Genomic DNA, 15445 nt, shown 5'->3' on the forward strand with positions numbered 1-15445 from the left:
TTAAGAATATTGCGTCTATTTAGTTTAGCACAAAACAAGCCATTCTTTTAGTAGAATGGCTTGTTCTTATCGGGTAAGGGTTTGAACAGGTTTCTCCGCTGTTTTTGTAATGAGCAGCTGCAAGAGCCGTGTCGATTGTGGCAATGAAAAGCGAAGGACGAGTCCAGTAAAGATGGCCGTCAGAATCGTTCCAATGCCAATCGGGCCGCCGAGCATCCATGCAAATAGAAGCACGGTTAACTCAATACCATTTCGAACCCACTGTACGTTCAGCCCTGTTTTTGCTGAGATGAGCAGCATTAATGAATCCCTTGGCCCAGCGCCAAGATTAGCTGAGACATAAATGCCAACGCCATACCCAGACACAATCACGCCCGTAATAAATACATATAAAGCAGGTAAATACCCATGTGGTGCAGGTAATACTGCATTAAAGAAATCAATAAACACGCCGATCAGCACCATATTGAGCAGGGCACCGATCTTTGGAAAAGATTTCGTGAAAACAGATGTCAGTGTCACAATGAGTGCACCAATAATGATCGACCATTGTCCAATGGTTAAACCAAAATGCTGAAACAGTCCATAATGAAAAGCGTCCCACGGACCAATGCCAAGGATCTTTCCCTTCACTGTCAGCGATAGTCCAAAAGCAAGTACAATCAATCCAACAAAATAAAAAAACCAACGTAAAAGATGTTCCCGCTTCAACAGCTTTCCCTTCTTTCTTAAACACTCGATTTCAATCGTAACATACTCGCACGCCCCTTTAAATGGCTTTGCTCAATTGTAATCGCTTACTCGACAAAAAGAATTTTTTCCATAAAAAGAGCAGAAAACATCAAATTTTGGAGCAAGACTTTTGCCTTGTTTTTTTTAACAAAGTGAACCAATAATTAACAATTTTTATGAAAATAAGAAAAAAATTCAATATAAAATGACAAAAGAACAACCTTTATCCAATTAAAGAATATTCAAGATAAATTAGAATAGATTGTATGTAAATTGCGCCGTTAGGCCTGTTTTTATTGATAGATAAAATATTTGATACACGATAAAAAAACTTGTTTTATTGGAAAAAACATAGATGGATCAGATGTCGAAAGCTGTATATGACAAAAGGGCTATTTTTGTCGAAAATAGTCTTTTAGTCATGTTGAGGGTTCTGAAATGTTACTGATATTCTTTACCAAAGTGTGGGAGGTGAACTGGTACATACCATTATGATTTAGAGCAGGGAAAAGGGGATGTTAAAAAAAATGAACATAATAAAAAGAACGAGTCAATTATTTCTTATATTGGTGCTGATTGCTGGGAATTTATTAACAGTTTCGCCACCTGTTACGAAAGCCGCTGGGACGGTGGTTGTCAATAACACAGATTCCTACATGATTGGAAATGGGAAGTTAGTTCTTTATCAGCTTGATGGGCAAAATCCAACAAACGTAAAGGCTAGTGTACAGGTGAAGGGAATTAATTCGACTGTAGTGAACGGTGTTGCTGTGAATGACCAAGAAAACACTGTGTATGCAACTACGACAGCAAGTGGAGAGCCAGTTCTTTATAAAATAAATGCGACCACTGGACAAGCAGAGCGTGTAGGTGTTTTAGGCGGAAGAGCGCCTAATGCCGTTGTTTATAACGGTAAATATATTCATTCGTATGAGGTTGGTGGAGAACCCTACCTTGCAACGTACGACTTAGCAACTGGTCAAAAAACGGCCAAGAAAATTGTTGGTTATGACGTTGGCCCTGGCATTGGCGGAGACATTGGCGGAGACCTTGTAGTCGATAAGGATGGCTATCTTTGGTTCGCATCTAATACCAGTGGGTCCATTGCGCAAATGAATCCTGAAACAGCTGAAGTCATTCGAGTGATTCCAATCACAAATGCAGATGGTAAACCGATTGAGGGAGGAGTACGAGGAATTAGCTTTTTGCCAAATGGACAAATGCTATTACAATCAGGAAAAGATGACTCTATTGGTCATTCTACTCTTTTTACACTTGATGCGAAAACATTAAGTACAACATATATGGGCACTGTAGGTGATTCATTATCTTACGACTTAGCTTCAAGGGTGAAGCCTGAATTCGATCCATATCCCCCTAACCTTGAATCAGAAAAATCTGTTGCTTTACAGAAAAAAGCAGAAGGCAACACAGATGAAAAGCATCCAGAAGTAGGCGACACTTTGCTTTATACAATTAGAGCAAAAAATACGGTGCAATTCGGCATTCTTAAAAATCTGACCATATCAGATAATCTTCCGAGCAGCTTAACCTATGTTTCTGGATCTCTTAAGGTAGATGGCACAAGCGTAACAGATGCAAAGGATCAAGACAAAGGTGATTTTACAAATGGTACTGTGACAGGTCAAATAGGTGATGTGAAAGACACCGATTGGCACACCGTGACATTTGAAGCGAAAGTAGCAAAAGGGCAAGCTGGCAAGGATATTCAAAATACAGCGAATGTCAAAGGGGAAAACACACCGCCAGACAATCCAACAACAAACATAGAAATTTATCCTCGTGATCCGAAGCTTGAATCAGAAAAATCAGCGGTCTTACAGAAAAAAGCAGATGGGAATACAGATGAGAAGCACCCAGAAGTAGGGGACACATTGCTGTATACCATTCAAGCCCGTAACGCTGTTGAAGATAGTGTAATAGAAGACCTTGTGATTTCTGACAAGTTACCTCAAGGATTATCTTATGTACCAAATTCTCTACAGGTAGATGGGAATCCAGTCACAGATACAAAAGATGACGACAACGGTGATATGACAGACGGAACTGTCACTGGAACGTTCGGTGAAGTGAAAGATACGAAATGGCATACCGTGACGTTTGAAGTCACAGTTGAAAAAGGTCAGGCAGGCAAAGATATTCAAAATACAGCGAGTGTCACAACCGGCAACACACCGCCAGACGAGCCGACAACGAATGTAGAGATCTATCCTCGTGACCCAAAGCTGACTTCTGAAAAATCAGCGGTCTTGCAGAAAAAGGCAGATGGCAATACAGATGAGAAGCATCCAGAGGTCGGTGATACACTTCTTTATACGATTAAAACAAAGAATACGATAGAAGACAGTCTCGTTGAAAATTTAGTGATCTCAGACGAACTGCCGGAAGGATTAGCGTATGTGCCGGATTCACTTCAAGTGGATGGAGAGGCAGTCACTGACGCAAAGGATGACGATAACGGAGACTTCACAGATGGTACCATATCAGGACAATTTGGTGATATTCAAGATACAGATTGGCATACCGTGACATTTGAAGTGACGGTTGAAAAAGGACAATCTGGCAAAGACATTCAAAATACAGCGAGTGTCACAGGTGAAAACACACCACCAGACGATCCGACAACAAAAACAGAAATCTATCCTCGTGATCCAAAGCTGGAATCAGAAAAATCAGCGGTCTTGCAGAAAAAAGCTGAAGGTAACAAAGATGAGAAGCATCCAGAAGTAGGAGATACCCTGCTTTATACAATTAAAACAAAGAACACGATAGAAGACAGCCTTGTGGAAAATCTAGTGATCTCAGATCAATTACCAAAAGGGCTGACGTATGTCGCTGGGTCTCTTGAAATTGATGGAGAATCTGTCACAGATGTGAAAGACGACGATAGCGGAGACTACACAGATGGAAAGGTCACCGGTTATTTTGGTAATGTGAAGGACACAGATTGGCATACCGTGACGTTTGAAGTGACAGTTGAAAAGGGACAGGCTGGTCAAGACATTCAAAACACTGCCGAAGTAACAGGTGAAAACACACCGCCAGATGATCCAACAACGAAAACAGAAATTTATCCTCGTGAACCAAAACTAGCATCAGAAAAGACAGCGAGCATTCAGAAAAAAGCAGAAGGGAACACAGATGAAAAAACACCACAGGTAGGCGATACCCTTCTTTATACGATCAAAACAAAGAATCTTGAAGAAGACAGCATCGTCGAAAATCTCGTGATTTCAGATCAACTGCCAGAAGGTCTTGAATACGTCGAAGGGTCATTAAAAGTAGATGGACAAGCTGTCACAGATGCAAAAGATGACGACAACGGAGACTACACAGAAGGCACAGTAGCCGGACAATTTGGCGATATCAAAGACACGGACTGGCATACAGTGACGTTTGAAGCAAAGGTCGCAAAAGGCCAATCAGGTAAAACCATTCAAAACACAGCAAAAGTAACAGGCGAAAACACACCGCCAGATGAGCCGACAACCGAAACAAACATTGATCCAAGAGATCCAAAACTTGAATCAGAAAAAACATCTGAAATCTCTCAAAAAGCAGAAGGCAATACAAATGAAAAAGAAGTACAAGTAGGTGACACCCTTCTTTACACGATCAAAACAAAAAATAGTGTAGAAGACAGTATCATCAAAGATCTAGTCATCACAGATCAACTGCCAAAAGGTCTTGAATACGTCGAAGGATCATTAAAAGTAGATGGACAAGCTGTCACAGATGCAAAAGATGGTGACAACGGAGACTACACAAAAGGCACAGTGACCGGTCAATTTGGCGATATCAAAGACACGGACTGGCATACAGTGACGTTTGAAGCAAAGGTCGCAAAAGGCCAATCAGGTAAAACCATTCAAAACACAGCAAAAGTAACAGGCGAAAACACACCGCCAGATGAGCCGACAACCGAAACAAACATTGATCCAAGAGATCCAAAACTTGAATCAGAAAAAACATCTGAAATCTCTCAAAAAGCAGAAGGCAATACAAATGAAAAAGAAGTACAAGTAGGTGACACCCTTCTTTACACGATCAAAACAAAAAATAGTGTAGAAGACAGTATCATCAAAGATCTAGTCATCACAGATCAACTGCCAGAAGGTCTTGAATACGTCGAAGGGTCATTAAAAGTAGATGGACAAGCTGTCACAGATGCAAAAGATGACGACAACGGAGACTACACAAAAGGCACAGTCACCGGACAATTTGGTGATATCAAAGACACGGACTGGCATACGGTGACTTTTGAAGCGAAGGTCGCGAAAGGATCTGAAGGTAAAACCATTCAAAATATCGCAGTTGTGAAGGGTGATAATGTTGACGAACCAGACAAACCTGAAAACTCAACAACGGTAGTACCGCCGCATGTGCCAGAGGTACCAGCAAATCCAGAGCATCCTTCTCATTCAGAACCGGATACACCTGGTCATCATCTTCCGAACACTGCAACAGAGATGTACAACCTTTTACTAGCAGGATTTGCACTTGTACTAATAGGTGCATCCCTTATTGTATGGAAAAGAAGAAAAAGAAACGGATAATCGTCCATGTTTCAAAAAATCATCTCAGCTCTATTGATTACAGCAGGTATTTGTCTTGTGATTGTAGGATATATGAAAATCGTTGATGGACAAAGACAAGTAGATCAATCATTCCAGTCTGCGCAAGCAGCCATCCAGCAAAAGGGGAAAATGGATTCCTCTTTTGTGCCGGAGGCTGGTGAAACCATTGGGCTCTTGCACATTCCAAAGTTAAACGCTGAGTTACCAATTGTAGAAGGAACAGCGGCGGAGGATTTGGCAAAGGGAGTGGGTCATTATCACGAGAGCTATTTTCCTAACGAACAGGGACAAATCGTTTTATCTGGGCATCGTGATACTGTGTTTAGACGAACAGGAGAACTTGTGAAAGGGGATCAACTTGTCATAGAGCTTTCATACGGACGATTCACCTATGAAATTGAGAAAACAAAGATTGTGAAAAAAGATGATCAAAGTATTATTACACTACAACAGGAAAAGGAAGAACTTGTCCTCACCACATGTTATCCTTTTTCTTTCATTGGTCCTGCGCCAAACAGATATATTATATATGGGAAGCGTGTTTAGCCACTGGATCAGCCTGCAGCTCATTCTTTCATTAACCGATTAGAGCGCTTAATCCCTTGATAAACAGGGAATCGTCTATATCATATCTAGAGATGCAGGGGGGGTCAATTTGTTAAATAAAGAAGATGTAAAGTATATAGATAACGTTGGAAGAATTGTCCTGCCGATAGATATAAGAAAACGGTTGAAAATTCATCCACAAGATTTTATTGAAATCTATCAAGAAGAAAGTCACATTGTGATAAAGCCTTATTGGCAGGATAAACCTTGTATCGTTACAGGGCAAGTCACCTGTTCCAATAAGGCGCTGTCAGGCGGTGTAGTTGTCAGCCCAGAGGGAGCGAGACTGCTCCTGCAAGATTTATTAGCGCTGCGGCTGCAAAAAGAGATATAAAAAAAGGCTGTTCTCACATGATGAGAACAGCCTTTTTGATCATACTGGATTCAAAATCCGATTTAAGAATTGTTTTGTTCGTTCTTCCTTTGGTCGTTTGAAGATTTCTTCAGGAGGACCTTGTTCGACGATGACGCCGCCATCAATAAAAATCACTTCGTCTGCCACTTCTTGGGCAAACTTGATTTCATGTGTGACAACCGCCATCGTCCAGCCTTCTTTCGCTAAATCTTTCATGACCTTTAAGACTTCTCCGACAAGCTCAGGATCTAGCGCAGAGGTTGGTTCATCAAAGAGCATAAGCTCTGGCTGAATGGCAAGTGCACGGGCAATGCCGACACGCTGCTTTTGACCGCCTGACAGCTGGAAGGGATACAAATCTTTTTTATCCTCAAGTCCTACCTTTTGCAGGAGCTGAATCGCTTCTTTTCGCACCGCTTCTTTCGGACGGCGCTGGACTTGGACTGGACCTTCCATCACATTCTCAAGAACAGTGCGATGTGGGAACAGATGATAATCTTGAAACACCATGCCTGACTTCCGGCGAAGCTTGAGCAAATCAGCTTGTTTATTTTTTTTAGAAAAATCAATCGAGAAATCATCGAAGGTAAAGGAGCCGGCATTTGGAATTTCAAGTGCATTTAAACAGCGAAGCATCGTTGTTTTTCCTGAACCTGATGGACCAAGAATCGCCACAACCTGCCCTTTGTTGATCGTAAAATCAATCGACTTTAAAATCTCATTTTCACCAAAGGATTTGTTTAAGCCTTTGACTGTTAGCATGTCGTTCCCTCCTTACCTTGCGACATATCGATCAAGTCGTTTTTCAATTTGGTGTTGAACGAGCGATAGAATGAAGCAGAATACCCAATAGATCAGGGCTGCTTCCATATAAATAAATAAAATTTGATCCAAGTTCGCCGCAGCAATTTCCTGTGATTTACGGAACATCTCTGCCACGAGGATTTGGGAGGCAAGCGATGTATCTTTCACCAAACTAATGAATGAATTAGACAGCGGCGGAATCGATACACGCACTGCCTGCGGTAAAATCACGCGGACGAGCGTTTTGCGATGGGTCATCCCAATCGAATACCCCGCTTCCCATTGTCCTTTTGGAACAGATAGGACGGATGCACGAATAATTTCCGAAGCATACGCACCTACGTTTAAAGAAAAAGCGATGATAGCACTTGGATATGGATCAAGTGTGATATTAAATGTCGGAAAGAAATAGAAAATAATAAACAATTGCACAAAAAGCGGCGTTCCGCGAACAGCCGACACATAGATAGAAAAAATCCATCTGAGCGCTTTGATTTTAGACATTCTAGCAAGAGCTGTCACAAGCGCGATAAAAAGACCAATGATAAAAGCAATGATGGCGAGGGGAATTGTATAATAAATTCCCTGCATCACCATTGGCCAAAAAGATTGCTGAAGAAGATCCCACGGAATGACGACTCCGAGGATATTATTTTGTAACATCTTCACCAAACCATTTATTGGAAATCTTAGCGAGTGTACCATCTTTCTTCATTTCTTTTAGTGCGCCATTCACTTTGTCAACGACTTCGCCGCTGCCTTTTCTGAAGGCAAAATACGTTTCTTGTGGATCTCCTGTTTCAAATGCAACTTTTAGGTTTTTGTTACCGCTTGTTTTCAAGTAATTCAAGACAGCTAATTTGTCATTGAACGTCAAATCAGCACGCCCTTGCTGAATCAATTGAATGGATTGTGCAAGACCTTCAACCCCTTCAATTTTAGCGCCAGCATCTGTAGCTAATTTGTTATAGTTACTTGTTAATGATTGTGCTGCTTTTTTGCCTTTCACATCAGAAAGTTTCTTGATGTCATTGTTATCTGATTTTGTCACAACAATGGCTTGAGATGTTGTGTATTTATCAGAGAAATCATATTGATTTTCACGTCCAGTTTTACCAACTTGGTTCGCTACCACATCAAAACGTTTTGAATTCAGACCAGCAAACATGCTGTCCCATTGTGTTTCTTTGAATTCTGGTTTTAAGTCAAGACGTTTTGCGACTTCTGTGATGACCTCGACATCATAGCCAGTTAATTTATCTGTCTTTTTGTCATGGAAGGTGAAAGGAGCATATGTACCTTCTGTACCGATGGTTAATACGCCTTTATCCTGAATGGACTTCCAAAGGTCACCTGATTCCTTAGACCCAGATTGTTTATTTGCGCTGTCGTTTGCAGCTGATCCACATGCTGTGATCAATGCAACACAAGCGCCTAAAATAATGGCAAAGAACATTTTTTTCATTTTATTCCCCACTTTTCTTGTTGGTATTTACAACATATGATCTTACAGAGAAGCAACCTAAAAGTAAAGCATTTGAAACTAGCTTGAGCGAATCTCACCAACTTTATGCCCTGAACCCAATTCTTTCAAACCTCCATTCTTTACAATGTCTATTTGCTCTTAGTTGTGCGAACATTACTAAAATAAAGACTTTGTTACAGTGACGATAGAAGGAAGCATATTTATTATAAAAGATGTATAATTAGTAGGTTGTTTTGAAAATGGAATAATCACATGGAGACATGTTTTGATAACAGAACATCTTAGAAGAAGGAGGGCATCATTGTGGATGTTGGACAAAATCAGCCCGAACAATTGAAAAGGGCGATGACCTCCCGCCATTTATTTATGATTTCTCTTGGCGGTGTCATTGGGACAGGTTTTTTCCTTGGAACAGGCTATACGATTGGACAAGCAGGGCCAGTCGGAGCTGTTCTTTCCTATATTGTGGGCGGATTGATCATGTATTTAACCATGCTGTGTTTGGGAGAGCTGTCAGTCGCGCTTCCTGTGTCGGGGTCTTTTCATACGTATGCGACGAAATTTGTGAGTCCTGCAGCAGGATTTGCTGTTGGCTGGATTTATTGGCTTGGCTGGGCAGCCACCGTGGCGCTGGAATTTTTATCAGCAGGGCAGCTGATGAGACGCTGGCTTCCACAAGTGGATGTGTGGATTTGGTGTCTCATATTTGGGCTGTGTTTGTTCTTATTAAATGCCAGGTCAGCGAAAGCGTTCGGGGAGTCGGAGTTTTTCTTTTCAACCATTAAGATTGTCGCCATCTTACTATTTATTGGCGTAGGCGGAGCGGCGATGTTTGGTTTTATTCAAACGACGAGCGGGGAACCGGCTCCTTACTTTAGTCATTTTGTGAGTGATGGGCTGTTTCCGAATGGCTTGCTCGCAGTAGTCGTCACGATGATCACGGTGAATTTTTCGTTTCAAGGAACGGAGCTGATCGGGATTGCGGCAGGAGAAAGTGAAAATCCAGAGAAAACCGTTCCCCGTTCGATCCATCAGACCGTATGGCGTACACTCGTCTTTTTCGTTTTATCTATTTTTGTCTTAGCGGGTATGGTGCCTTGGAAAGAAGCGAGTGTGCTGCAAAGCCCATTTGTCACTGTGTTTGAGAGAACGGGCATTCCTTATGCGGCAGATATCATGAACTTTGTCATTATCATTGCTTTATTATCTGTGGCGAACTCTGGCCTATATGCCTCTACGAGAATGCTGTACTCTTTGTCGAAGGAAGGAATGGCAGGGAAGGCGTTTAGACGAGTCAATCAGCGGGGCATCCCGATCAATGCCTTACTGCTCACTTTCCTGTTTACAGGTATTTCGTTATTATCAGGATTCTTTGCAGAGAAAACCGTTTTTGCTTGGATCGTGTCTATTGCGGGCATGAGTGCCCAAACCGGCTGGATTACGATTACATTATCACAACTGCTTTTCCGCAGAAGATATTTGAAAGCAGGCGGAAAGCTGGAAAACCTAAAATTTAAAACCCCTCTTTATCCGGTACTGCCGATCATTGCGATCACGCTGAATTCGATTGTGCTAATCAGTCTTGCCTTTGATGCGGAGCAGCGGATTGGGCTGTATGTCGGCGTACCGCTCATGATCATTGGATATGTTGTCTATCACCGCTATGTGAAAAAACATCAGGTGAAAAGTGAACCGCTCCAGTTGCAAATCCACGGAGATGATGAAATTCGGTTTTAATTCAAAAAAAAAAGCCTTCCCATTCGGGAGGCTTCTTTTTCAATTTAATGCACGCCTTTCATCGCTTTCTTAATCACCGGTGTAAGCAGGAGCATGACACCACATAAAATGATGGCGAGCATGCCGATGATCCCGAAATAGACGGTTTCTGGCACTTTATCAAACAGCTTGACCACTTGCGCATTGATCGCCTGTGCCATTGCATTGGAAAGGAACCAAAGGCTCATCGTTTGCGCTGAGAAGGCAGCAGGTGCCAGTTTTGTTGTCGCTGACAGCCCGACTGGTGATAAGCAGAGCTCTCCGATGACGACGAGGAAGAAGCTCAGAACGAGCCATAATGGGCTCACAAGTGTGTTCGGACCAGACATGTATGCAGGAATGATCATGATGATAAAGGATAATCCTGCGAACAGAAGGCCAAGTGAAAATTTAATCGGGGTAGACGGCTGTTTTTTACCGAGTCTGACCCATAACCAAGCAAATACTGGTGACAGGAGCACAATAAAGATTGGGTTCAATGATTGGAACCAAGAAGAGGCTAATGTCATGCCAAGGAAATTCAAGTTTGTTCGCTGATCTGCATATGTGGCTAAAATATTTGAGCCTTGTTCTTGAATGGCCCAGAACATCACCGCAGCTAGGAACAATGGAATATAAGCGAGTACCCTCGACTGCTCCACTGCACTCGTTTTTTTACTAAAATACATCACAATAAAATAAACAATTGGAATCAGCACACCAAGGACACTGACAAACCAAGTGAATAGATTAATCGTGAGCGCTCCTGTTCGAATACCGATGACAGCAAAAACAGCAAGTACAATCACGATCAATGTACCGAAAATTTTGAAGTTCTTGCGTTCAGTAGCTGATAGTGGATTTGTGACATAAGTGCCGGCAAGTCCAAGATTCGGCTTTTTCGTGATGACAAACGTAATCAGTCCAACAAGCATACCAACGGCAGCGAGTGAGAAACCAAGGTGGAAATTCACTTTTTGACCGAGTGTTCCGACAATTAATGGGGCGATAAAACCACCCATGTTGATCCCCATATAGAAAATACTGAATCCAGAATCTCTGCGAGGGTCTGTTTTTGTATATAGGTCACCGACTATGTTTGAGACGTTTGGCTTTAGGAGGCCTGTCCCAATAATAATCAGCCCCATACTAATAAAGAGCGCTGTTGCACCGCTAGGTAGTGCCAAAATGACATGACCAAGCATAATGAATACCCCGCCATAAAAGACCGTACTGGACGAACCAAATACCCGGTCGGCAAGCCATCCGCCAATAATGCCTGACATGTAGACAAGCGCACCATAGACAGACATGATCGAATTAGCGGTTGTCTGGTCGAAGCCAAGACCGCCTTTTGTCACCTCTGTGTACATATAATAAATAAGCAGTGCACGCATGCCATAATAAGAAAAACGCTCCCAAAATTCAGTGAAAAACAGTGTGTAAAGTCCTTTAGGATGTCCAAAAAACCCTTTTTGAGGAACACTTTTAACAATTTTATCGTGGTCAATTGTAGACATGGCATAGATCCTTTCTTAAAAAAAGAGATATGAGAAAAATGATATTCTTGTATAGTTCTTGTGTCAATATAAAACTATTCTAAAACAGGAAAATGTTAGTTCAATAGGCGTAAAGACTCAAAAAGATGAAAAATTCGCTCAAGTGAAAATCATCGGAAAGTTATTCCAGAAGAATTTATATAAAATTTGAAATATCGTACAAGCAAACCTTTCCCACATGCATAGGATGACAAGAGGACATGTGTAAAAAGGAGGGGTTTTCATTGGGGGATGTAAATGAATCTGATCTGAAGAAACCCATTGTCAATGTATTAGATTTTGGCGTGATTGCTGACGGGAAAACGGACTGTACAGCGAAACTGAACGAATGCCTGGAATGGACAAAAGCACAGGGCTACTCCCACGTCTGGTTGCCGAGTGGAACGTATCTAATAGATGCGGTGTACAGGGGGGATCAATTTTTTCCTTTTCGTCATGCCGGCATACGAGTGCCAAGTCATATTTGTATTGAGATGGCATCAGATGCCGTCATCAAAGTGAAACCAAATGATTCGTGGGGATATGCAGCCTTTTATATAGGAGAGGTAGAGCATGTGACCATTCGGGGCGGGCGGATTGAAGGCGACCGTGATGAGCATGTGTACAAGGCACTCCCGCCAGAAAGAAAAACACATGAATGGGGCTTCGGGGTGTGTATTGAAGGTGCTTCCCATGTGAATATGGATCGTGTTCAAATCAACAATTGTACGGGAGACGGTATCATTGTCAGTCCGCACGGTTTATTGACCCATATTGAATCGTACTCGCCTGCTTCGTCAATTCATATTTCTGGCTGCACCATCACTGACTCAAGGCGAAACAATATTTCTATTACAGGCTGTGATGGTGTCATTGTGGAAGACTGTTTGCTTGAAAGGGCAGGGGTAAACGGGGTCGAGCCAAAAATGGGCATTGATATTGAAGGATACGGAGAAAATGCGACCAACTTGGAGGAACCGCTGAATATTCAGATTCGAAACAACATAGTCAGAGGCGGCGCAGCCAGCTCTATCTATAATTTCAACGGCTATGGTGTGATCATTGAAGGCAATCAAACGGACAGCAGTATCTCCTATGGCTTTGCCACTGAAATGATCATTGCGAATAATTTGATTCGTGCAGTGGGAGGGGGCGTGACAAAAGCAGGGATTACGAGTTTAGGCGTGCCGCTTGATCAATCGGAAAACAATGTGATCATTATTGGCAATATGATTGAAGGATTTGAAAAGGGGATTGATGTGAGGGGAGACAGCGTGCACATCACAGGTAATAAAATCAGTCTTTTTGAAGATGCGGCTGTGTCTGTCTATATGGCCAATCGTATTTTAATAGAAGGAAACCATATTGAGTCAGGGACAAACACACGGCTTAGAAGTACATCGCTGCGTATTTATCAATCAGACAGCATTGTTTTTTCAAACAATACCGTCTACTCCGTCATCGATGCGGCGATGGTCAGAGGAACGAATATCTTAATTCAGCATAATCAATTCAAGGAATTCAGCCGAGGGATATGGGTGCAGGAGGGAGAAGCAGGGATCAACGGCAATCACTTTATTCAAGAAGGACATTCACAGCTCGCATCTTCGTATACAATCAGCGTGACAGGAAATGCAAAGGCTTTCATATGGCAGAATCGTTTTAAGAACTATCAAAACTATGCCGTCTACAGCAATACGACCGCTCCTTTAGAGATTAAAGACAATTCCTTTGAAGAAACGTCCTTATATGTGGTGATGTACATTAAAAATGGCTCACCCCAAATTGGTGATAACCGCTTTTATTTAAATCGTTCAATCGGACAGCCGACAGCCGTTTTTCTTGATGAGGTTGTCTCAGCACGTGTGCTGCGGAATAACATCATTAATCTCTCTCCTCAAAAAGCGATTGCCGTCCGCACCATATCTTCCACTCATTCGGTGATTGCCCATAACGTACTAGAGCGCAGTCAATTGATGACGCACTCCACGGACCGGCTCATCGGAAATATTGAAATTGATCCACCGTAAAACGCCTGTGAATCCCTTTTTTTGGAGGTTCAGAAGGCGGTTGACAATCATGTAAAAAGGGCATATAGTAATAATTATTTTTCATTTTTCGCAACATTTGCCCTTTTTTTATGGATAAAACCGATTAATTCAATCAGAAAAATGTATCTTGTATAATAATAACTTGATACAAGGAAGATATAGAAAGGATGAAGAACAAGTGTCACAGCCGAAACGGAAGCTCAAGCTAGGCGTATTCATCGCGGGAACTGGACATCATGTCGCCTCTTGGAGACATCCGAAAGCAGTACCAGACGCAGCCATGAATCTTGATTACTTTAAACAATTAGCGAAAAAGGCCGAGGAAGGGAAGCTGGATTTGCTCTTTTTAGCCGATAGCTTATCAATTAATCATACATCTCATCCAAATGTATTAACGAGATTTGAACCGCTCACCCTGCTTTCTTCGATTGCAGAGTCTACCTCAACAATTGGTTTAGCAGCAACAGCATCAACTACATACAGTGAGCCATTCCATATTGCGAGACAGTTTGCCTCACTCGATCATTTATCAGGCGGACGAGCAGCATGGAATGTGGTCACATCTTCTATTGAAGAAACAGCGAAAAATTTTAGCGGAGAAGAGCATTTAGCGCACCACAAACGATACGAACGAGCTGAAGAATTCGTTGATGTCGTCAAAGGTCTGTGGGATTCTTGGGAAGAGGACGCACTTGTAAGAAACCAAGAAACGGGAGAATTCTTTGAGCCTAGTAAGCTTCATGAGCTGCAGCACAAAGGTGAATTCTTCTCCGTACGGGGACCGCTTAACGTATCACGCACCCCTCAAGGACAGCCAGTGATCATTCAAGCAGGGTCTTCTGAAGATGGTCAAAAGCTTGCGGCTAAAACGGCTGAGCTTATTTTTACGGCGCAAAACGATCTCGACAAAGCGAAGGAATTTTACCAAAGTTTGAAGGGAAAAGTAGAGGCTGCTGGACGAGCTAGAGAGGATGTCAGCATCATGCCGGGCATCTTCCCAATCATTGCCGATACTGTCGAAGAAGCAAAAGCGAAGTATCAAGAATTACAAGAGCTGATTGTTCCAGAGATCGGCCTTAGCATTTTACAAAACTACTTAGGGGGTATTGATCTTTCGCAGTATCCACTAGACGGACCACTTCCAGAGATTGATCCAAGCGCGTCAAATGCCGTGAAAAGCCGCTTTGACCTTGTGATGAATATGGCGAGAAAGGACAACCTGACCATTCGCCAGCTCTACCAATCTGTTGCAGGGTCCCGTGGGCACCATATCTTCATTGGAACACCAGAGCAGCTAGCAGATGTGATGGAGACATGGCTCGTTGAGGAAGCAGCCGACGGTTTTAACGTGATGCCGCCATTATTGCCAGAAGGACTTGATGCCTTCGTAGACCGCGTCGTTCCGATCCTTCAGGAAAGAGGCCTGTTCAAAACAGAATACACAGGACAAACTTTACGAGAAAATCTCGGATTAAAGCAGCCAAAAAATCGCTACACGACATAAAGGTGAGGTGACTAAC

General features: G+C 42.4%; 11 protein-coding genes. 6 read left to right on the forward strand and 5 right to left on the reverse strand.

Annotated elements, in window-relative coordinates; genetic code table 11:
- Positions 1–66: 66 nt before the first annotated feature.
- Complete coding sequence (locus MHI58_RS02035; RefSeq protein ID WP_007498187.1) at positions 67–711, reverse strand: YitT family protein; 645 nt, start codon at positions 709–711, stop codon at positions 67–69.
- A gap of 548 nt (positions 712–1259) precedes the next feature.
- Here MHI58_RS02035 and MHI58_RS02040 point away from each other — a divergent pair.
- The 3 genes from MHI58_RS02040 to MHI58_RS02050 all read left to right on the forward strand — a co-directional run bounded on the left by MHI58_RS02040 (position 1260) and on the right by MHI58_RS02050 (position 6270).
- Complete coding sequence (locus MHI58_RS02040; RefSeq protein ID WP_216927895.1) at positions 1260–5309, forward strand: isopeptide-forming domain-containing fimbrial protein; 4050 nt, start codon at positions 1260–1262, stop codon at positions 5307–5309.
- Positions 5310–5315: 6 nt separating this feature from the next.
- Positions 5316–5876: a class D sortase gene (locus MHI58_RS02045; protein WP_039166256.1), complete on the forward strand. Its 561-nt coding sequence runs from the start codon at positions 5316–5318 to the stop codon at positions 5874–5876.
- Between the two features lie 109 nt (positions 5877–5985).
- Positions 5986–6270 (forward strand): AbrB/MazE/SpoVT family DNA-binding domain-containing protein, encoded by a 285-nt coding sequence (locus tag MHI58_RS02050; RefSeq protein WP_035390476.1) that lies wholly within the window; start codon positions 5986–5988, stop codon positions 6268–6270.
- A 39-nt stretch (positions 6271–6309) separates the two neighbouring features.
- On the opposite strand, the gene MHI58_RS02055 is transcribed toward MHI58_RS02050, so the two are convergent.
- From MHI58_RS02055 to tcyA, 3 genes are read right to left on the reverse strand one after another with little or no spacing between them, the layout of a single operon-like run.
- Positions 6310–7053: an amino acid ABC transporter ATP-binding protein gene (locus MHI58_RS02055; RefSeq protein ID WP_007498183.1), complete on the reverse strand. Its 744-nt coding sequence runs from the start codon at positions 7051–7053 to the stop codon at positions 6310–6312.
- A gap of 12 nt (positions 7054–7065) precedes the next feature.
- The gene (locus MHI58_RS02060; protein WP_008347286.1) at positions 7066–7758 is read right to left on the reverse strand and encodes an amino acid ABC transporter permease; all 693 of its coding nucleotides are present in this window, start codon (positions 7756–7758) and stop codon (positions 7066–7068) included.
- Positions 7745–8560 (reverse strand): cystine ABC transporter substrate-binding lipoprotein TcyA, encoded by an 816-nt coding sequence (tcyA, locus tag MHI58_RS02065; RefSeq protein WP_045035004.1) that lies wholly within the window; start codon positions 8558–8560, stop codon positions 7745–7747. Before tcyA ends, MHI58_RS02060 begins: the two co-directional genes overlap by 14 nt.
- Before the next feature lie 366 nt (positions 8561–8926).
- Between tcyA and MHI58_RS02070 the strand changes: the two genes are divergently transcribed.
- Entirely contained in the window at positions 8927–10318 is a 1392-nt protein-coding gene (locus tag MHI58_RS02070; RefSeq protein ID WP_045035039.1) for an amino acid permease, read from the forward strand.
- A 44-nt stretch (positions 10319–10362) separates the two neighbouring features.
- On the opposite strand, the gene MHI58_RS02075 is transcribed toward MHI58_RS02070, so the two are convergent.
- A complete protein-coding gene (locus tag MHI58_RS02075; protein WP_045035005.1) occupies positions 10363–11856 on the reverse strand; it encodes a peptide MFS transporter in 1494 nt (497 codons plus the stop codon).
- A gap of 263 nt (positions 11857–12119) precedes the next feature.
- On the opposite strand from MHI58_RS02075, the gene MHI58_RS02080 reads away from it, so the two are divergent.
- Together MHI58_RS02080 and MHI58_RS02085 are read left to right on the forward strand one after the other, a co-directional pair.
- Positions 12120–13904, forward strand: a complete 1785-nt coding sequence (locus tag MHI58_RS02080; RefSeq protein WP_052659636.1) for a right-handed parallel beta-helix repeat-containing protein — start codon at positions 12120–12122, stop codon at positions 13902–13904.
- A 199-nt stretch (positions 13905–14103) separates the two neighbouring features.
- The gene (locus MHI58_RS02085; protein ID WP_045035006.1) at positions 14104–15429 is read left to right on the forward strand and encodes an LLM class flavin-dependent oxidoreductase; all 1326 of its coding nucleotides are present in this window, start codon (positions 14104–14106) and stop codon (positions 15427–15429) included.
- Positions 15430–15445 lie beyond the last annotated feature (16 nt).

The organism is Bacillus sp. FSL K6-2869 (assembly GCF_040869405.1).
Lineage (GTDB): Bacteria > Bacillota > Bacilli > Bacillales > Bacillaceae > Bacillus > Bacillus altitudinis.